The sequence below is a fragment of the Segatella buccae ATCC 33574 genome (assembly GCF_000184945.1).
GTDB classification, from domain to species: Bacteria; Bacteroidota; Bacteroidia; order Bacteroidales; family Bacteroidaceae; genus Prevotella; species Prevotella buccae.
The window spans coordinates 1789072-1806847 of record NZ_GL586311.1; the positions used below are offsets into that span (position 1 = coordinate 1789072).

At 52.3% G+C, this 17776-nt stretch carries 16 protein-coding genes and 1 tRNA gene; 11 read left to right on the forward strand and 6 right to left on the reverse strand.

Annotated elements, in window-relative coordinates; genetic code table 11:
• Positions 1-14: 14 nt before the first annotated feature.
• Positions 15-440: a hypothetical protein gene (locus tag HMPREF6485_RS06825; RefSeq protein ID WP_004345592.1), complete on the reverse strand. Its 426-nt coding sequence runs from the start codon at positions 438-440 to the stop codon at positions 15-17.
• Positions 424-759: an FtsB family cell division protein gene (locus tag HMPREF6485_RS06830; RefSeq protein WP_044125906.1), complete on the reverse strand. Its 336-nt coding sequence runs from the start codon at positions 757-759 to the stop codon at positions 424-426. The genes HMPREF6485_RS06825 and HMPREF6485_RS06830 overlap by 17 nt, the downstream gene beginning before the upstream one ends.
• A gap of 341 nt (positions 760-1100) precedes the next feature.
• Between HMPREF6485_RS06830 and HMPREF6485_RS06835 the strand changes: the two genes are divergently transcribed.
• From HMPREF6485_RS06835 to HMPREF6485_RS06875, 9 genes are all read left to right on the forward strand, one after another.
• Positions 1101-2948: a DNA polymerase III subunit gamma/tau gene (locus HMPREF6485_RS06835; RefSeq protein WP_004345594.1), complete on the forward strand. Its 1848-nt coding sequence runs from the start codon at positions 1101-1103 to the stop codon at positions 2946-2948.
• Between the two features lie 793 nt (positions 2949-3741).
• Positions 3742-4818, forward strand: coding sequence for a 23S rRNA (adenine(2503)-C(2))-methyltransferase RlmN (gene rlmN / locus HMPREF6485_RS06840; protein WP_004345595.1), 1077 nt, complete (start codon positions 3742-3744; stop codon positions 4816-4818).
• A gap of 76 nt (positions 4819-4894) precedes the next feature.
• A complete protein-coding gene (locus tag HMPREF6485_RS06845; RefSeq protein ID WP_004345596.1) occupies positions 4895-6049 on the forward strand; it encodes a PdxA family dehydrogenase in 1155 nt (384 codons plus the stop codon).
• The gene (locus HMPREF6485_RS06850) at positions 6046-7065 is read left to right on the forward strand and encodes a lysylphosphatidylglycerol synthase transmembrane domain-containing protein (protein ID WP_004345597.1); all 1020 of its coding nucleotides are present in this window, start codon (positions 6046-6048) and stop codon (positions 7063-7065) included. Before HMPREF6485_RS06845 ends, HMPREF6485_RS06850 begins: the two co-directional genes overlap by 4 nt.
• Positions 7066-7134: 69 nt before the next feature.
• Positions 7135-8400, forward strand: coding sequence for a sigma-54 interaction domain-containing protein (locus HMPREF6485_RS06855; protein WP_004345598.1), 1266 nt, complete (start codon positions 7135-7137; stop codon positions 8398-8400).
• Positions 8381-8905 carry an LPS assembly lipoprotein LptE gene (gene lptE, locus HMPREF6485_RS06860; RefSeq protein ID WP_004340302.1) on the forward strand — a complete coding sequence of 175 codons (525 nt, stop codon included), beginning with the start codon at positions 8381-8383 and terminating at the stop codon, positions 8903-8905. Before HMPREF6485_RS06855 ends, lptE begins: the two co-directional genes overlap by 20 nt.
• Before the next feature lie 15 nt (positions 8906-8920).
• Complete coding sequence (locus HMPREF6485_RS06865) at positions 8921-9673, forward strand: hypothetical protein (protein ID WP_004345599.1); 753 nt, start codon at positions 8921-8923, stop codon at positions 9671-9673.
• 5 nt (positions 9674-9678) lie between these two features.
• The gene (gene secG / locus HMPREF6485_RS06870) at positions 9679-10065 is read left to right on the forward strand and encodes a preprotein translocase subunit SecG (protein WP_004345600.1); all 387 of its coding nucleotides are present in this window, start codon (positions 9679-9681) and stop codon (positions 10063-10065) included.
• A 92-nt stretch (positions 10066-10157) separates the two neighbouring features.
• Positions 10158-10231: transfer RNA gene (locus HMPREF6485_RS06875), tRNA-His, on the forward strand.
• A 220-nt stretch (positions 10232-10451) separates the two neighbouring features.
• Here HMPREF6485_RS06875 and HMPREF6485_RS06880 read toward each other — a convergent pair.
• Both HMPREF6485_RS06880 and HMPREF6485_RS06885 read right to left on the reverse strand, forming a co-directional pair.
• Positions 10452-11339: a carbon-nitrogen hydrolase gene (locus HMPREF6485_RS06880; protein WP_004345601.1), complete on the reverse strand. Its 888-nt coding sequence runs from the start codon at positions 11337-11339 to the stop codon at positions 10452-10454.
• 61 nt (positions 11340-11400) lie between these two features.
• A complete protein-coding gene (locus HMPREF6485_RS06885; protein ID WP_004345602.1) occupies positions 11401-12483 on the reverse strand; it encodes an agmatine deiminase family protein in 1083 nt (360 codons plus the stop codon).
• Between the two features lie 748 nt (positions 12484-13231).
• On the opposite strand from HMPREF6485_RS06885, the gene HMPREF6485_RS06890 reads away from it, so the two are divergent.
• Positions 13232-14050 (forward strand): Nif3-like dinuclear metal center hexameric protein, encoded by an 819-nt coding sequence (locus HMPREF6485_RS06890; RefSeq protein WP_004345603.1) that lies wholly within the window; start codon positions 13232-13234, stop codon positions 14048-14050.
• A gap of 4 nt (positions 14051-14054) precedes the next feature.
• Complete coding sequence (locus HMPREF6485_RS06895) at positions 14055-14900, forward strand: zinc ribbon domain-containing protein (protein WP_004345604.1); 846 nt, start codon at positions 14055-14057, stop codon at positions 14898-14900.
• 779 nt (positions 14901-15679) lie between these two features.
• Here the strand turns inward: HMPREF6485_RS06895 and HMPREF6485_RS06900 are convergent.
• Positions 15680-16507, reverse strand: coding sequence for a DnaJ domain-containing protein (locus tag HMPREF6485_RS06900; RefSeq protein ID WP_004345608.1), 828 nt, complete (start codon positions 16505-16507; stop codon positions 15680-15682).
• An 83-nt stretch (positions 16508-16590) separates the two neighbouring features.
• Positions 16591-17769 (reverse strand): iron-containing alcohol dehydrogenase, encoded by a 1179-nt coding sequence (locus HMPREF6485_RS06905; protein ID WP_004345609.1) that lies wholly within the window; start codon positions 17767-17769, stop codon positions 16591-16593.
• Positions 17770-17776: the final 7 nt, after the last annotated feature.

A 17776-nucleotide genomic window follows, 5' to 3' on the forward strand; every position in this document is an offset into this window, starting at 1 on the left:
GGCCGGGAGGGCTTTCAGTCGGCTTCCTCCTTCTTCAGTTCGGAGGCTATGCGGTGGGTGGTATAGAGCTCGAGCACGGCCGCCACGAGTAGCAGAAGCACCCACTTATTATATATATAGGTGAAATAGGACACCAGGTCAGAAAACAGCGGGCGGAATATCTGATAGACCGTGTCGATCATCGAGATGCCTGCGAGGATGAAAAACAACCCGGCAAACTGCTGTATGCTCTTCAGCCGGCGCACGGCGAGGTTGCGCCCCTCGTAGGCTTGAAGATTCTGCATGAGCGAAAAGAGGATTGCGCCCAACAGAAACACCCAGCATACCACCTGCAACAGAGTGGGGTAAATAAACCCGAAAGCAAAGCAACCGGCACTGATGACCATCATCGTTCCGCCGGCAAGGAACAAGATGCTTTGAAATCTATTCAGCTGTTTCATTGTTCTTGGTAGGTTTCTCGTCGTCGCTCAAGATAAAGATGTCCTCGTCATCGGCCTTCATGAAATATCTCTCACGGGCGATTTTCACAATGGCCTTGGGGTCGTTGCGCAGTTCGCGGAGCTTCTTCGAGTCGGCCTCATACTGCGCATTGTACTTTTCTATCTCGGCCTTCATGTTACTTATCTGAATTTCATATTGCTTATGGCGCAAATAGCTGTTCTCGTCGAGAAAGCCCACCACAGCCACACCCACTACTATCACGATGAGATACTTGTAGTGGGAGATGAAACTCCATATCACGTTGAAACGACTTGCCATTTGATGTTGATTGATGTTGCAAAAGTAATGAATAAAAAGAATATGGGGAAACGATAAATCAAAAATTATATTAATTGCGCTGCAAATATCCTGTTTAGCGATATTTTTACTACCTTTGCAGAAGATAGGCTGCACTCGGCAATCCGAAAACAAGCTTTCATTGTCCTCGTTTGCGCTATCTTTGCAGAAGATAGGCTGCACTCGGCAATCCGAAAACAAGCTTTCATTGCCCTCGTTTGCGCTACCTTTGCAGAAGATAGGCTGCACTCGGCAATCCGAAAACAAGCTTTCATTGCCCTCGTTTGCCCTATCTTTGCATACCGAAGACAACTACAACAACTATGGAATATATCGTTTCGGCAAGAAAATACCGCCCGATGTCGTTCGACTCGGTGGTAGGCCAAAGCGCACTCACCACGACGCTGAAAAACGCCGTGAAGAGTGGCAAGCTGGCCCATGCCTACCTCTTCTGCGGTCCGCGGGGGGTGGGAAAGACCACTTGCGCGCGCATCTTTGCCAAGGCCATCAACTGTGAGCACCCCCACGACGACGGTGAGGCATGCAATGAATGTGAGAGCTGCAAGGCTTTCAACGAGCAGCGCTCCTACAACATCTTCGAACTGGACGCTGCCAGCAACAACTCGGTGGAAAACATCAAGGCACTCATGGAGCAGACCCGCATCCCGCCGCAGGTGGGCCGGTACAAGGTGTTCATCATCGATGAGGTGCACATGCTGTCTACGGCGGCTTTCAACGCATTTCTCAAGACACTCGAGGAACCGCCTGCACACGTGATTTTTGTGCTGGCCACCACGGAGAAGCACAAGATTCTGCCCACCATCTTGAGCCGTTGCCAGATCTACGACTTCGAGCGTATGACTGTGCCCAACACCATCGCCCACCTCAAAATGGTGGCCGACAAGGAGGGCATCACCTACGACGAGCAGGCGTTGGAGGTGATTGCTGAAAAGGCCGACGGCGGTATGCGCGACGCGCTGTCCATCTTCGATCAGGCGGCCTCGTTCTGTCAGGGCGACATCACTTATGCTAAGGTGATAGAAGACCTCAATGTGCTTGATGTGGACAACTACTTCAAGATGATAGATCTGGCCCTGCAAAACAAGGTGAGCGACCTCATGGTGCTGCTCAACGGCGTGTTGGAGAAAGGGTTTGACGGTGGCAATCTCGTCAACGGGCTGGCCGCCCATGCGCGCAATGTGCTCATGGCCAAAGACGAGAGTACGCTCCCGTTGCTGGAGGTGAGCGAACAGCAGAAGCTGCGCTACAAGGAGCAGGCCCGGAACTGCAAGCCCGACTTCATCTACAAGGCACTGAAGATCATGAACCAATGCGACATCAACTACCGCCAGAGCAGCAACAAGCGGCTGTTGGTGGAGCTGACGCTCATTCAGGTGGCGCAGATCACGCAGCCGGAAGACCAAGATGTGCCTGTCGCGGGGCGCACGCCCAATAGATTGAAATCCCTGTTTAAGAAACTGATGACTTCTCAGCCTCAACCGGTCCGGCAGGTGGCCGGGGCTGAAAGACCGCTCGCCCACCGGCTTGAGCGGACGGGAGAGGCTGCGCCCGTGTCGAGAGAGGCAGCCGCTACAGTGATGCCCACACCGACGGCCCGGGCTACGGAGGCTGCTCAACCGACTGCTCCCGAAGCCCAACCGGCGGGGGGGAAGGGCCGGCGGGCACAAATCAAGCTGGGCTCCGTGGGCATGACATTCAACTCGCTGCTCCATCCCAAGAAGCCTTCTTACCGAACACGCGAAGAGGAGCCCGTGCCATTGCCCCAAGCGGAGGGCAAGGCCACCAGCGAAGAGTTCACGCAAGAGGAACTCGAGATGGTGTGGCTGGGCATGTGCAACCGTATGCCCGAGAGCATGGCTGCCATGTCGTCGCGCATGAAAAACATGATTCCGAAAATCTCCACCTTCCCCGACATAGAACTGCTGATGGACAACCAGATTCTGCTTGACCAGATGCAGGCCATCAAAGGGCGCATACGCAGTACGCTGGTGAAGAGTCTGCACAACGCGAACATACAGCTCACCATGCGGTTGGCCAGGGCCGACGAGGTGAAGAGGATACTCACCAAGCGGGAACTCTTCGACGAAATGAGAACTAAAAATCCTGCTATCGAGAAAATGCGGGAATTGCTCGGATTGGAGATGTCTTGACAAGCGGACATCTCCTTTTTTATTTTCCGGCCCGTCCCGTTGCCTTGTAGTTCCCCGTCCGTTCCTTGCAAACTGCATTCGGAGGCGCGGTACGTTTGTCAAATAAAACACAGATTTAAGGAAACAGTCGTTATTTGGTGGAGACTATGGATAGATGTGTGGGTCACACACCAATAGAGATAGGGCTTGCCCGCTGTCGGATGGTGGCGAATAATACTGACAAAAACACCTCCGCAAAAATGTTCCAACCAGAGCGGAAGATTAGTTTTAAACCACCGGGAAGGTCCACCGGTTTTCTCATTCGGGCTCTTCAAACTTGCAAAAGAGCCACAGTCAGAAGCTGAAAGGGCCACGATTGCGATGCAACTGTGGCCCTTTTGCAAGTCCGTTCGGGCCCATTCAGGCCTGTTTTCCGGCCCAAATTAGTGTCAATAAAATTCAAACAGTTGGTTATCAGCTGTTTGGAAATGCCTCCAAAATCGCCCGTATGCAGCGAGTGGGGTGGTTCGTTACAGATATCGCAAGCAGAGAGGCTGAAAACGAATAAAAAGTTTAACAATTATTCTATCCGCAGATCTCCCCGATAAATATTGATAGAGACATTTGAGGCTCTTCTTTTTAGATAGTCAAAGCCGTCATCCCTTTTTCTCCGGTTGAACATGCAGTGTTATCGTCCCTAATCGGAGATTTGAGAGAATGCTAAGGACTCATAATCTATCGGAATCGAGAAATTTGTTTTTCTTTTTTACTGCAACCGGTTCATAATCTCGGGAATTTTGCCTAAATTTGCACTATGAATACAAAAACATCGCTTTTGGGGCTTTCACTGGCTGAACTGAAAGACGTGGCCAAGCGTTTGGGTATGCCCGCTTTCACAGGCGGACAGATGGCCAAATGGCTCTACGGACAGCACGTGAAGAGCATCGACGAGATGACCAACATATCAAAAGCCAACCGCGAAAAATTGGCCGGGCACTACACCATAGGTTGTGCCGCACCCATAGACGAGCAGCGGTCGAAAGACGGGACGGTGAAGTATCTCTTCCCCGTGACGACCACGGCTGTCGGGGAGAATCGTGAGGCACCCGTGAAGTTTGTGGAGACAGTCTATATACCCGACAAAGACCGGGCCACACTGTGCGTCTCCTGTCAGGTGGGTTGCAAGATGAACTGCCTCTTTTGCCAAACCGGCAAGCAGGGATTTGAAGGCAATCTGTCGGTTGCCGACATCCTCAATCAGGTGTATTCGCTGCCCGAAGTGGACAAGTTGACCAACATCGTGTTTATGGGGCAGGGCGAACCGATGGACAATCTGGACAATGTGCTGCGCGCCACGGAGATACTCACAGCCGACTACGGATGGGCGTGGAGCCCGAAGCGCATCACGGTGAGCAGTGTGGGCGTGAAAAACAAGCTGCGCCGCTTCCTCGAAGAGAGCGACTGCCATGTAGCCATCAGCATGCACTCGCCACTGCCCGAACAGCGCGCCGAGCTGATGCCTGCCCAGCGGGGAATGGGCATTGAAGAGGTGGTGGAGCTGTTGAAGAACTACGATTTCTCCCACCAGCGCCGCCTGTCGTTTGAATATATCGTGTTCGGAGGTGTGAATGACTCCAATGCCCATGCCCGGGAAATCGTGAGACTGCTCAAGGGCCTCGATTGTCGGATAAATCTTATCCGTTTCCATCAAATACCCGGAGTGGCATTGCATGGGGCCGAGGAAAAACGCATGGAAGAGTTGCGCGACTATCTCACCGCCCACGGGGTGTTCACCACCATACGCGCCAGCCGCGGCGAAGACATATTTGCCGCTTGCGGACTGCTGAGTACATCGAAGAAAATAGAAGAATTGAGAAGCAAAACATCTTGAGACTCTTCGCCGGGCAGCACCGGGCCATGAGGGCAGGGACTGCGGGGGAGGAGCGAAACAAATAAATAAAACCTTTATGGAAGATAGAAAAATTCGTGTGGCGATTACACACGGCGATACCAATGGTGTCGGATATGAACTGATTTTTAAGACTTTTGCCGAGCCCGAGATGCTGGAACTTTGTACGCCCATCATCTATGGGTCGCCCAAAGTGGCGGCCTACCACCGCAAGGCACTCGACTTGCAGGCCAACTTCTCTATTGTCAATTCGGCCGAAGAGGTGCGCGACGGGCGCATCAATTTGTTGACCGCCGTGGAGGAAGAGGTGAAGGTGGAACTGGGAATGCCCACCCCGGAGTCGGGCGACGCTGCGCTGAAAGCACTCGACAAGGCAATGACCGACTATCGGGAAGGACTCTTCGACGTGCTGGTGACCGCTCCGGTGAATCGTGACAATATGAAGGTGAACGGTTTTCCATTCTCGGGGCACACCCGCTACATTGAGGCCAGCGTGGGGGAGGGACAGAAAGCCCTCACCGTCTATGTAAACGACCACTTGCGGTTGGCTTTTGCCACGGCCGGTATGCCGCTCAAGAGTGTGGCTCAGGCACTCAACAAAGACGATCTCGTGGGTAAGGTCAAACTGCTGTACAAGACGGTGAGGCGCGATTTCAACATCTCCAATCCGCGCATTGCCGTGTTGGCACTCAATCCCGCTTCGGCAGGCAAGGCCGCCGATGAGGAGGAGCAGGTCATCGCACCGGCCATCGAGGAGTTGGCCAAGAGTGGGGTGGAGGCTTTCGGGCCATACGCCGCCGACGAATTCTTCGGCAACGGAGACTTCGAACATTTCGATGCCGTGCTCGCCATGTACTATGATCAGGCCATGCCGGCCTTCAAGTCGCTCTCGGTGGAGCATGAGAATGTCTTCACCGCCGGCCTACCTCTCATCCGAACGGCTGCCTGCGAAGGTGTGGACTACGAACTTACCGGGCGCGGCGTGACCGATGAGGGTTCGTTCCGCCATGCCGTCTATCTGGCCATCGACACCTTCCGCTATCGCGAAAACTATGATCTTCCGCTTGGCGACCCGCTCAAAAAACTCTATCACGAGCGGCGGGACGAGAGCGAGAAGGTGCGCTTTGCCATCCCCAAGAAGCACTCGGGGCAGCCTTTCCAGCCACGCCGCGCGGAGGGGCAGCCCAAGCAGGAGGTGCCTAAGAAGGAATGAAGAAAAAGTATCAGAACGCCTTTTTTGTTTTTGGCGTAGTCATTCTCGTCGTCATGGTCATGCAACTGAACTTCGGCGAGGTGTGGAACGGACTGCAAAGAGCCGGCTACTGGTTCTTTGCAGTTGTCGGCTTATGGGCTTTTCTGTACATCTTCAATACTTCGGCATGGCTGGTCATCATTCGCAGTCAGGAGCGGCGGCAGGAGGTTTCTCGACGGGTGAAGATACCCTTCTGGTGGCTTTATAAGACCACCGTTTCGGGCTTTGCCCTCAACTATGCCACACCGGGCGGACTGATGGGGGGCGAACCCTACCGCGTGATGTCGCTTACGCCCCTGATTGGGGCCGAGCGGGCCACCTCATCGGTGGTGCTCTATGCCATGACCCACATTTTCAGCCATTTCTGGTTCTGGTTGGCATCGATATTCCTTTATCTCTTAGTCCACACCCCTGACTTCCTCACGGCTTGCATCCTTGCTGCCTCACTGGCCTTTTGTCTGTTGGGCATCTGGTTTTTCATGGTGGGCTATCGCAAGGGGCTGGCTTTCCGGTCAGTCCGTTTGTTGAGTTATGTGCCCTTGCTGAAGCGGTGGGCCAAACCTTTTATTGACAGCCATCATGCCCAGCTTGATGAGGTAGACCGCCAGATTGCAGCCCTGCATCGTCAGAATCCGCGCACATTTCTGTTGGCTGTGGCATTGGAATTCGGTTGCAGAGTGGCCTCGGCTTTGGAGATCTATTTCATCCTGCTGGTGCTGATGCCGAGTGTGAACTATGTCGACTGCATTCTCATCCTCGCTTTCACCTCGCTGTTGGCCAACCTGTTGTTTTTCATGCCCCTGCAGTTGGGAGGTCGCGAGAGTGGTTTCCTGATCTCTGTCACCGGGCTGGCCATGAGTGTCAATGCCGGTATTCTCGTGGCACTCCTTGTGAGGTTGCGTGAACTCATCTGGGTGGCGGTAGGCTTGTTGTTGATGAAAGTGGGGCGGAAGCAGCAACACAAACGTGGGGAATAACCTATAAAAGATTAAAAAACGTGCCATAATTGCAGATTCTCAAATAAAATGTGTAATTTTGTCAGCTAAATGAACACATCGGAACTTCAAAAGACCAAGCAAAGATATAACATCGTCGGCAATAGCGACGGATTGAATCATGCGCTCGATGTCGCCTTGCAGGTGGCACCCACCGACCTCAGTGTGCTTATCATCGGGGAGAGTGGTGTGGGTAAGGAAATCATTCCACGCGTCATCCATGACAATTCACCGCGCCGTCGCGAGAAGTATTTTGCCATCAACTGTGGTTCCATTCCCGAGGGAACGATCGACAGTGAACTGTTTGGCCACGAGAAAGGTTCGTTCACCGGTGCCATCGGAGAGAGCGAAGGCTATTTCGGTGTGGCCAACAAGGGTACGATTTTCCTTGATGAAGTGGGAGAACTGCCGATGGCCACGCAGGCCCGTTTGTTGCGTGTGCTGGAGACGGGCGAATACATCCGTGTGGGCGGACAGGAAATCAGGAAGACCGATGTGCGCATTGTGGCTGCCACCAATGTCAACATGCGCAAGGCCATCAGCGAGGGGCGTTTCCGCGAGGATCTCTTCTATCGCCTTAACACCATTCCCGTGCAGATGCCGCCGCTGCGCGACCGTGGGGAAGACATCATTTTGCTGTTCCGGCTTTTTGCCATGCAGATGGCCGAGAAATACCGCCTGCCGAAGATTACGCTTACAGACGACGCGAAGCTGGTGATGCTGAAATACAAATGGCCGGGTAATGTGCGGCAGCTCAAGAATATCACGGAGCAGATGTCGGTGCTGTGCAGAAACCGGGAAATCGACCGGGAAGAGCTTTTGCAGTTTATTCCGCAAGACAGTGAGAGCACCCAGTTGGCCACCATCGCACAACCGGGTGAGCATTCATACGAGAGCGAACGGGAGATACTCTACAAGATACTCTACGAGTTGAGAGGCAATGTGAGCGACTTGCGACGGGACATGAGTTCTTTGCGCAAGCAACTTGACGAGGCGAGGGGGCTGAACGGAGCCGTAGGTTTTGGTGCTGCCATGCCCGCATCTCGGTCTGTAACTGATGCCACGCTTCCGGTCCATCAGTCATCTATCAACCCTTCCGGCACTATCGGGCAGTCGGCCGGCGGCATGATTGAAGATGCCATTGCTGAGGAAATCAATGAGCCGGAGAGTCTAAACCTCAACGACTTAGGACGTCAAATGGTGGAAAAGGCCCTTGAGCGTAATGGCGGCAACCGCAAGAAGGCCGCACAGGAGCTGGGCATTTCCGACCGGACGCTCTACCGACGTCTCAAACAGTATGGACTGGAGAAAAACTGAACGTATGAAGAAATACCTCTTCCTGTTATCCGTGATTGTATTGACAGCTTGCAGTGTGTCTTACAAGTTCAATGGTGCGAGCATAGACTATACGAAGACCAAGACCATTCAGATAGTCGACTTCCCCATACGTTCCAATTATGTGTGGGGACCGATGGGGCCAATGTTCAACAATGCACTGAAGGATGAATACGCCAACCATACCAAGCTGATACAGGTGAAACGCAACGGCGACCTGAAATTGGAGGGTGAAATTACGCAATATTCGCAGCGTAACAAGGCGGTGTCGAGTGAGGGACATTCTAATATGACCGAACTTTCTATCACCGTGAACGTGCGATTCACCAACAATGCCAATCATAATGAAGACTTTGAGCGGCAATTCACATCAAGCAAGTCATACGAGACGACTCTAAGCCTTAATTCTGTGCAGGAACAGCTCGTGAGACAGATGGTGGAGGACTTGGTGGATCAGATATTCAATGCAACGGTGGCTAACTGGTAAAACTGAAAGTATAAAATGGAACTGACGCAGTTGATTAAACATCCGGAGATGATGGACAAGGAGACGCTCTACGATCTCCGGAGTCTTCTTGCGCTCTATCCATATTATCAGACGGCCCGACTGCTGATGTTGCAGAATCTCTATTTGCTTCATGATCCGTCATTTGACGAAGAGTTGCGGCGGGCGGCCATTTACATTACCGATAGGAAAGTCATCTTCCAACTCGTGGAGGCGGCCCATTATAAGGTCAGGCAGATCAGAAAACAGCCTATCCAACCGGCTTCTGCCCAGGATAAGGGCAGTCGTACGGTGGCGCTTATCGACAACTTCTTGGAGTCTATTCCTGCCGAGGAGGAGGGGAAGAACAATAGGCGCAGGCCGACACCGGCCGATGCTGCGGTAGACTATGTGTCCTATTTGCTTGAGACCGAGAGCGAGGAGGAGAAGGCGGCTGCTGTAAACACGCCGCAAATGAAAGGACAGGCACTCATTGACGATTTCATTAACAACGAGGGGGGCAGTTTCACTTTACAGGAGATCCCTGAATATTTGCCCACGTTAGAGGATTTGGATAATCAGGAAAAAAGCGAGGGTGAGGAGAATTATTTTACCGAAACGCTCGCTCGCATCTATATAAAACAAGGTAGATATGAAAAGGCATTTGAAATAATTCAGCGTTTAAATTTGAATTATCCACAAAAAAATGCTTACTTTGCAGACCAGATGCGCTTTTTGGAGAAATTGATTATAAATAATAAAAATAAATAATTAAAATGTACACACTTTTAGTAACCGTAATCGTATTGGTGTCCTTTCTGATGATTGGCATCGTACTCGTACAGGAATCAAAGGGAGGTGGTCTTGCTTCCAACTTCCAGTCTGCCAACCAGTTGTTTGGGGTTCGCACGGCCCACAACGGCGTAGAGAAAATCACATGGGCTCTCGCCGTTCTGATGGTCGTAATCAGTGTGGCCTGCGCCTATGTTGCCCCCGTCGCAAAGAGTGACGGCAGTGTGATGGAAGGTGCCACCACAGAGCAGACGGCTACACCTGCCATGCCGGGCGCAAGCAATGACGCTGCTGCCGGAGCGCAGAAGGCAGCCCCTGCTGCAACTCAAGCCCCTGCCGCTCCGAAAGTTCCGGCTTCTCCTGCTAAATAATTAGGAAAAAAGATTGGGATTTGTTTGGATATTCCAGATAAATCCCGTACCTTTGCACTCGCTTTCGAAAAGCTTCGATAAGACACCAGATGGTGCCCGTAGTTCAGTTGGTTAGAGCGTCAGATTGTGGTTCTGAATGTCGTGGGTTCGAATCCCACCGGGCACCCTCTAAGAAGCAAGCGGAAATCCTATAAACAAAAGGTTTCCGCTTGTTTCTTGTTTATACCACTATGCACGATGGCTTGTGGTTTATCTAAAGTTTGAAAGTTAGAAGCCAAATGGTGGGCAGATATTGACCGAAAACAGTTATGGCTATGTTTTAACCGGCTCGGGGGATATTGTCGGACTCTCGACAATATCCCCCGAGTCTTTATATTGGCCACCGCTTAATCGATGAAACGGCGGGTGATGTCAGTGTATTCTTCTATGCGTCGGTCACGCAGGAACGGCCACCAACGGCGCACTTGCTCGCTATGGGCAAGGTCAACATTGACAACGGCACTCTCTTCCTCGCTATCTCCCGAACGGAAAAGAAACTCGCCCTGTGGTCCTACCACCATACTGCTGCCCCAAAACTGTATGCCGTTGGTTTGGCCGCTGGGATCCGGTTCGAAGCCCACACGGTTGACGGAAATCACCGGCAGCCCGTTGGCCACGGCATGACCACGCTGCACGGTGGTCCATGCGTCACGTTGTCGCTGCTGTTCGTCGGGCGCATCGCTGCTTTCATAACCGATAGCTGTGGGGTAGATAAGCAACTCCGCACCTTGCAATGCCATCAGACGGGCAGCTTCCGGATACCATTGATCCCAGCAAACGAGCACGCCAAGTTTGCCCACAGAGGTTTGTATTGGCTGAAAACCGAGGTCTCCGGGGGTAAAATAGAACTTCTCATAGTAGGCAGGGTCATCGGGAATGTGCATCTTGCGATAGATGCCGGCAATGGTGCCGTCGCGCTCCATCACCACTGCCGTGTTGTGGTAAAGCCCCGGTGCGCGGCGTTCGAAGAGCGACGTGACAATCACCACATTGAGTTGTTTGGCCAGTTGGCCGTAAAAGTCAGTCGAAGGCCCGGGGACAGGCTCTGCCAAATCGAAGTTGTCAACACTCTCCACTTGGCAGAAATAGAGCGAGTTGTGCAGTTCTTGCAGCACGATAAGTTCTGCACCGCGTTGGGCAAGGCTGGTGATGCCGTCGGCCAATCGGCGCATGTTGTCGCCTCGGTCTGCCACGTTGTGTTGTTGTAAGATTCCTATTTTCAGTTCTTTTGCCATATCTTGTTGTCTTTGGTGGACGACGCACGTCCTTGTCTTATGATTGATGAATGCTTTACGGTTACCCCTCACGAATGACTCCTGCGGGAAACTGCATGGTCAGACAATGTAGCGAACCGTGCTGACGGATAACCGTCCGGGCATCGACACCGATGATTTCGCGATCGGGGAAAGCCAGTTGGATTTGCCGGCGGGCCTGCTCATCCTTGTCGGGCTGTGCATAAGTGGGATAGATCACGGCCCCGTTGATGATGAGAAAGTTGGCATAGGTGGCCGGCAAACGCTCGCCGTCGTCGTAAATGGCATCGGGCAAGGGCAACGGAAGCAGTCTGTACGGGTGTCCACCGGGCGTGCGGAGGGCCTTCAGTTGTTCTTCAAGTGCCTTGAAGTCGCCAAAATGCTCATCATTCTTATCCTCACACCTTATATATAATAAGGTGTTGGAAGGTGCCACGCGCACGATGGTATCAATATGTCCGTCGGTATCGTCACCTATGAGACTGCCGTGGTCGAGCCATACGATGCGGTCGGCGCATAGTCGCTGTTTGAGTTGTTTCTCTATTCGGTTGCGGTCGAGAGGCTGGTTGCGGTGGGGGGCGAGCAGACATTGTGAGGTGGTGAACACCGTGCCGTGCCCGTCGCTCTCAATCGCCCCTCCCTCCAGAACGAAATCGAGGTGGTCTTCCATGACCCCTTCAAACGCCCCTTGGCTATAAAGTACACAGTTGATGGCATTGTCTTTGTCAGCTTCAAACTTCTTTCCCCATCCATTGAAACGGAAATCGAGCAGTTTGGCATCCGACACCGGCTTTTCGCTTTGGGGGCTTCTCAGTAGGGTGACAAATGCATGGTCGCGTGCCCATGTGTCGTTGGTGTCGCAAGTGAAATAGAGCAGGTTGGGCTGCATTTCCTCCGGTAGTTCCTTAGCCAACAGTGACTTCACGGCTGCAGTGTCGGGAGAGACGATCACCACCTTCTCTCGGGCGGCAATGATGCGCGCCATGTCGACGAATGTGGCGGTGATCCGGTCGAGATAAGGCTTCCAGTCGGTCATGTCGTGGGGCCATGTGAGTTGAATGCCGCTTTGCGGATGCCACTCTGCGGGCAGGAAGTAGTCGTACATCCTTGTTTTATCCATTGTCATTGATGGTTTTATTCCGGTTTCTTATGTGCCGATTCCTCCGCGCTTTGCAACCGGTCGGTCTGCAAAAGGAGTGGGGAAAGTATAGTTGGTCGGGCAAAGTTAGTGAAAAAGGAGCGAAAACTGCATAAAACGGCTTAATTTTTAACCCCCATTTCCTTTTATTCTCTCGTCTTCGAGGTGTGTGAGAGCCTTCTGCCAAATCTTGTCCAAGTCCCGCAAACAGGCCTTGACCCATGTCAATCGGGTTGATAAAGGTCAAAAAGTCGACCTTTTAGAGCTAAAAACCGCCCCAAAAAGTTGGTAGTTGGCAAAATGGCACTACCTTTGCATCGAGTAAAGCAAGAAAGCTCCAAATCGCGAACAGATAAAAGCAAAAAGGATAACAAAGATGTGAAGCGACATCTTGCAGAGTTAAATAATAAAGTATTAGTAGAATTTTAAAGGTAAAAAGATTATGAAAGAGAGAATGCACAAAATGATGAGACGAGTGAGTTATTATTTGGTCGATATGATTCAGACATACAATTTTGGACGTGTGAATATGGCTTAATGCCCTTATCGACTATACAAAAGCGGGCCGGAATCCAGCAATGGGTTTCGGCCCGTTTCCTTTTCGGGGCAGCAACACCCGTAAATGATGGAACAAGACGTTGTGGTAAAAAACGTTAAACGCCTGTGTGCAGCATTCCCGCTCTCACAAATTTTCGCTATCTTTGCACTTTGTAAATATCATAAATAGCTGTAAAGCGTGAAAATAAAAGAGGTAATTGCTGCCCTTGAACATTTCGCGCCTCTGCCTCTGCAAGAGGGCTTTGACAATGCCGGCTTGCAAGTAGGGCTGACAGAGGCGGTGGACGTATCAGGGGCATTGTTGTGTCTGGATGTCACTGAAGCTGTGGTCGACGAAGCCATTGCGCAGGGTTGCAATCTCATCGTGAGCCATCATCCCGTCATCTTTCACAAGCTCCGCCGCATCAGCGACGAAGACTACGTGCAGCGCACAGTGATGAAAGCCATCAAAAACGATATCACCATTGTCTCCATGCACACCAACATGGATGAGGCCGAGGGGGGAGTGAACCACAAAATGGCCGAAAAGATGGGGCTTGGCAAGTTGCGCTTCTTTGGCAAGCAGAAAGAGGAGCGCGTGCAGACCGCCGATGCCGGTGAGGCCACGGTGCAGGCCGGTGAGGGTGTGATCGGCGAATTGCCCGAACCGATGGCTGCCGATGACTTCGTGCTGATGCTCAAGCGCGCGTTTGAAGTGGAGTGTGTGCAGTGCAACCAGCTCCTGCGCCGACCCATCAGCAAGGTAGCCGTCTGCGGCGGTGCCGGTTCGTTCATGCTCGGTGAAGCCTTTGCGGCCGGGGCCGATGCCTTTGTCACGGGCGAGATGCACTATCACGAATACTTCGGCCGTGAGCAGCAGATCCAGATAGCCGTGCTCGGCCATTACCAAAGCGAGCAATACACCAACGAAATATTTCAATCAATCATAAAGGATTGTTGCCCCGGTGTGAAGACTTTTCTCACCACGGTAAACACCAATCCGATTATCTATTTATAAGATTATGGCAAAGAAAGACCCTACAGATTTGACGGTGGAGGAGAAGCTGAAGACGCTTTTCCAGCTTCAGACCACCTTGTCGGGAATCGATGAGAAGCGCGCGTTGAGAGGCGAACTGCCCCTCGAAGTACAAGACTTGGAAGATGAAATAGCCGGTCTCACCACCCGCATCGAGAAAATCGAGGCCGACATCCGCGACTTCCAGAGCGCGATGGTGCAGAAGCGTGGCGAAATTCAGGATGCGCAGGCCAGTGTGGAACGCTACAAGCGTCAGCTCGACGAGGTGTCCAACAACCGTGAGTATGACACGCTGACCAAGGAAATCGAATTTCAAACACTCGAAATAGAACTCTGCAACAAGAAAATACGTGAGGCAGAGGTCAAGGTGGCCGAGAAGGAGCGCGACCTTGAGCAGAATCATGAAATCATCGACGACCGCCGCAAGGCCCTTGAGGAGAAGAAGGTGGAACTCGACGAAATCATGCAGGAAACTAAGGAGGAGGAAACGCTGCTGAAGGAGAAGGCCTCGGAACTGGAAAAGAAAATCGAACCCCGGTTGCTCACCAGTTTCAAGCGCATCCGCAAGAATGCCCGCAACGGTCTGGGCATCGTTTATGTGCAGCGTGATGCCTGCGGCGGTTGCTTCAACAAGATTCCGCCCCAGCGCCAGCTCGACATCAAAATGCACAAGAAAATCATCGTGTGCGAATATTGCGGCCGCATCCTCATCGACCCCGAACTGGCCGGCGTAAAGGTGGCTTCGCCCGTGGAAGAGAAGCCCAAGCGCAAGCGTTCCATCCGCAAGACCGCCAAGAAGAGCGAGGAAGAAATCCCCGAGGGGGCAGAATAAGCGTCTGCACTCAAGGCGAAAAGCATCGTGAGAGTCTCATTCGGAATCCATTCTCGGGTGAGACTCTCTTGTGTTGTAGGAGTGTGAATGGGGGAAAATTGGTGTTGGGCAGTAAATCCTCCGAATGAGATGGATTGTTAAACTATTTGTTCGTTTTCGGCCTCTCTGCTTGCGATATTTGTAACGAACAGCTCATCGGGCGCAAATACGCGAATATTAGAGGTGTTTTTAAAAGCTTGGTAATCAGTCGTTTGAATATTATTGACACAGCTTTGAGTCCGAAAATGGGGCTGAAAGGACCCAAACGGGCTTGCAAAAGGGCCACGGTTGTCGTGCAACTGTGGCCCTTTTGGTTTCTGACTGTGGCTCTTTTACAAGTTCGGATGGTCTGGGTGAGATAAACGGCAGGCCTTTTCGGCAGTTTACGGCAGGCATTCCATTCTCGTTGGAGAATTTTAGCAGAGGTGTTTTTGTTGATATTATTCGCCACCGCCCGGCATCTTGCGGAGGCCCCTTTCTTCGTTCATTGTCGGTGTGCGGGCAATGCAAATGTTCATTTTTTCATCAAATATCCACTGTTCCTCTTATTGATACTGTGAGCATCTGTGTTTTTTTGATGGTGGAAACCGTTTTCCTTTCTCTCGAAAATGCATATTTTCCTTTAAAAGGAGAAAAGGCATGGAGCCTTTTGATAAAGGAAATTAAGAGCTTTGTTGAATGAAATACCGCCACCGCAAAATGGTCTTTGCGGTGGCGGTATGTGATATTGTGGGGAAGGATTAGAGGCCCCGTGACTTGTAAATAAGGTCTTTGGCAGCGTTGATTTCCTGAAATTTCAGTTCGGCAGCTTTTCGCACATCGTCGCCAAGGGCTGCCACCTTGTCGGGATGGTTTTGCAAAGCCAGGCGGCGATAGGCTTTTTTCACCTCCTCGTCGGTGGCTGATGGCGACACGCCAAGCACCTTGTAGGCATCATTGAGATTGCCACGCGAACCGCTCTTGAGGTTGAGCATCGAGTCGACATCGGCTGCGGAAAGGCCCATTCTCATGGCTACTTCCTTCAGGGCCTCTATCTCGGCCTGCACGACGAGCCCGTCGGCCTGGGCTATCATGGTGAGGAAGTTGAGCAGTTGGAGTCGTTGTTCGTAGGGCATGTTGCCGGCTATCTGCGCACAACTGTCGTGTATGACGCTGCGAAATTGGGCAGTGCCGAGCTTCTTTTGCTGTTCGAAGAGTTTGAGCAATATCTGTTCCCCCTGCGTCTGGGCCGCCATGCCAAAGTTTTGCCTCAGGAAATTGCGCACCAATTCCATTTCAGAGTGCATCACCTTGCCATCGGCGTGGATGATGTAAGAGGTGAGGACAAGCAGCGAGAACATAAATGAGTTGCGTTGCCCTTCATAGACGCGTTGCTGCGCCTGCCATTGGGCTTGACCGTTGTCATAAGCCCGATGGGTGTGTCTGTAGGTTTCTTGTCCGTTTTCGGTATTCACGGCGTCCAGACCGCCGTCGAAGAGTGCTCCCAGGGCGAAGCCGGCCAGTGTCCCGAGCGGACTGCCGGTGGTGATGAACCCTAAGAAGCCGCCTATCCATTTTCCTAATGCCATACGTGTGATTGCTTATTGTTTGGTTGATATAGGGGAGTTTGACAAAAGCCGTGCCAAACTCCCACAGTCTGGCACGTGGTGTGTCAGCGGGCCATTCGGTAGATGGCTCGCATGTCGTCGGGTGCTATCACCTCCATTGCCCCCACGGTGATGGTGCCGCCACGGCTGCATTTGTCCACCATTTCATCTATCTGCGCCTCGGTGATGTCGTGCCCGAGAAGTTCTTTGATGCTGGTGGGCATACCAATGGCGTGGAAGAAATGCTCCATGCGGCAAATGCCTTTCTCGGCAGTGGCTTCGGGATTGGAGAAATCGTTGGGCACTCCCATGACATTGACGGCAAACTGCACAAAACGACTTATGTGCTTTTTCATCACATAGCGGGCCCAGGCCGGCCATACGGCAGCCAGACCGGCCCCGTGGGTCACACCGAACAGGGCACTCAGTTCGTGCTCAAGACGATGGGTGGCGAAATCTTTTTCGAGGCCGCATTCGGTCAGGTCGTTGTGGGAAAGGCTGCCTGCCCACATGATTTGTGCTCGGTTGCGATAGTCTTCCGGATGCTTCAATACCTCGAAAGTGCTCTCTTTCACGGTGCGCAGCAGGGCTTCGGCGATGGCATCGGTGAGTGTCATGTCTTCATGTTTAGAGAAATAACGCTCCATGGTGTGCATCATGATGTCGGTGGCTCCGGCGGCTGTCTGATAGGGCGGGAGAGTGTAGGTGCGCTCCGGATTCATGATGGCAAACTTGCATCGGCAAAGGTCGTTGTTGAAACCGCGCTTCACGGCTCCTTCATCTTTGGTGATGACACAGCTGTTACTCATTTCCGAACCGGCGGCGGGAATGGTGAGCATGGCACCCACCGGGAGGGCGGCTGTGGCCGGCTTTCCATTCCAGAAGTCCCACACGTCTCCTTCGTAAGGCACGCCATAGGCTATGGCCTTGGCAGAATCGATGACAGAGCCTCCACCTACGGCCAAAATAAAGTTTACTCCCTTGCGTCGGCAGAGGTCAATACCTTCGTTCACTTTTGAAAGGAGCGGGTTGGGCACGACTCCTCCAAGCCCCACATGTTCTATACCGGCATCGTCAAGCATGCCGTAAACCTTGTCTAACAGTCCGGAGCGCTTGGCACTGCCTCCGCCGTAATGCACCAGCACCTTCTTTCCGCCGGCTTCCTTGAGGAGCCGTGGTAATTGTTCTTCGGATTGTTTGCCGAAAACCACGCGGGTAGGGGCATAGAAATTGAAGTCTTTCATTTGCTTT

Excerpts from the sequence above, each read along its gene's own strand:
- lptE (WP_004340302.1), top strand. The coding sequence starts at position 8,381 with ATGGACTGGAGAAAAACTGAACGTATGAAGAAATACCTCTTCCTGTTA.
- HMPREF6485_RS06885 (WP_004345602.1), bottom strand. The coding sequence starts at position 12,483 with ATGACAATGGATAAAACAAGGATGTACGACTACTTCCTGCCCGCAGAG.
- HMPREF6485_RS06900 (WP_004345608.1), bottom strand. The coding sequence starts at position 16,507 with ATGGCATTAGGAAAATGGATAGGCGGCTTCTTAGGGTTCATCACCACC.
- HMPREF6485_RS06895 (WP_004345604.1), top strand. The coding sequence starts at position 14,055 with ATGGCAAAGAAAGACCCTACAGATTTGACGGTGGAGGAGAAGCTGAAG.
- HMPREF6485_RS06855 (WP_004345598.1), top strand. The coding sequence starts at position 7,135 with ATGAACACATCGGAACTTCAAAAGACCAAGCAAAGATATAACATCGTC.
- HMPREF6485_RS06830 (WP_044125906.1), bottom strand. The coding sequence starts at position 759 with ATGGCAAGTCGTTTCAACGTGATATGGAGTTTCATCTCCCACTACAAG.
- HMPREF6485_RS06850 (WP_004345597.1), top strand. The coding sequence starts at position 6,046 with ATGAAGAAAAAGTATCAGAACGCCTTTTTTGTTTTTGGCGTAGTCATT.
- HMPREF6485_RS06905 (WP_004345609.1), bottom strand. The coding sequence starts at position 17,769 with ATGAAAGACTTCAATTTCTATGCCCCTACCCGCGTGGTTTTCGGCAAA.
- HMPREF6485_RS06835 (WP_004345594.1), top strand. The coding sequence starts at position 1,101 with ATGGAATATATCGTTTCGGCAAGAAAATACCGCCCGATGTCGTTCGAC.
- HMPREF6485_RS06865 (WP_004345599.1), top strand. The coding sequence starts at position 8,921 with ATGGAACTGACGCAGTTGATTAAACATCCGGAGATGATGGACAAGGAG.
- secG (WP_004345600.1), top strand. The coding sequence starts at position 9,679 with ATGTACACACTTTTAGTAACCGTAATCGTATTGGTGTCCTTTCTGATG.
- HMPREF6485_RS06825 (WP_004345592.1), bottom strand. The coding sequence starts at position 440 with ATGAAACAGCTGAATAGATTTCAAAGCATCTTGTTCCTTGCCGGCGGA.
- HMPREF6485_RS06880 (WP_004345601.1), bottom strand. The coding sequence starts at position 11,339 with ATGGCAAAAGAACTGAAAATAGGAATCTTACAACAACACAACGTGGCA.
- rlmN (WP_004345595.1), top strand. The coding sequence starts at position 3,742 with ATGAATACAAAAACATCGCTTTTGGGGCTTTCACTGGCTGAACTGAAA.
- HMPREF6485_RS06845 (WP_004345596.1), top strand. The coding sequence starts at position 4,895 with ATGGAAGATAGAAAAATTCGTGTGGCGATTACACACGGCGATACCAAT.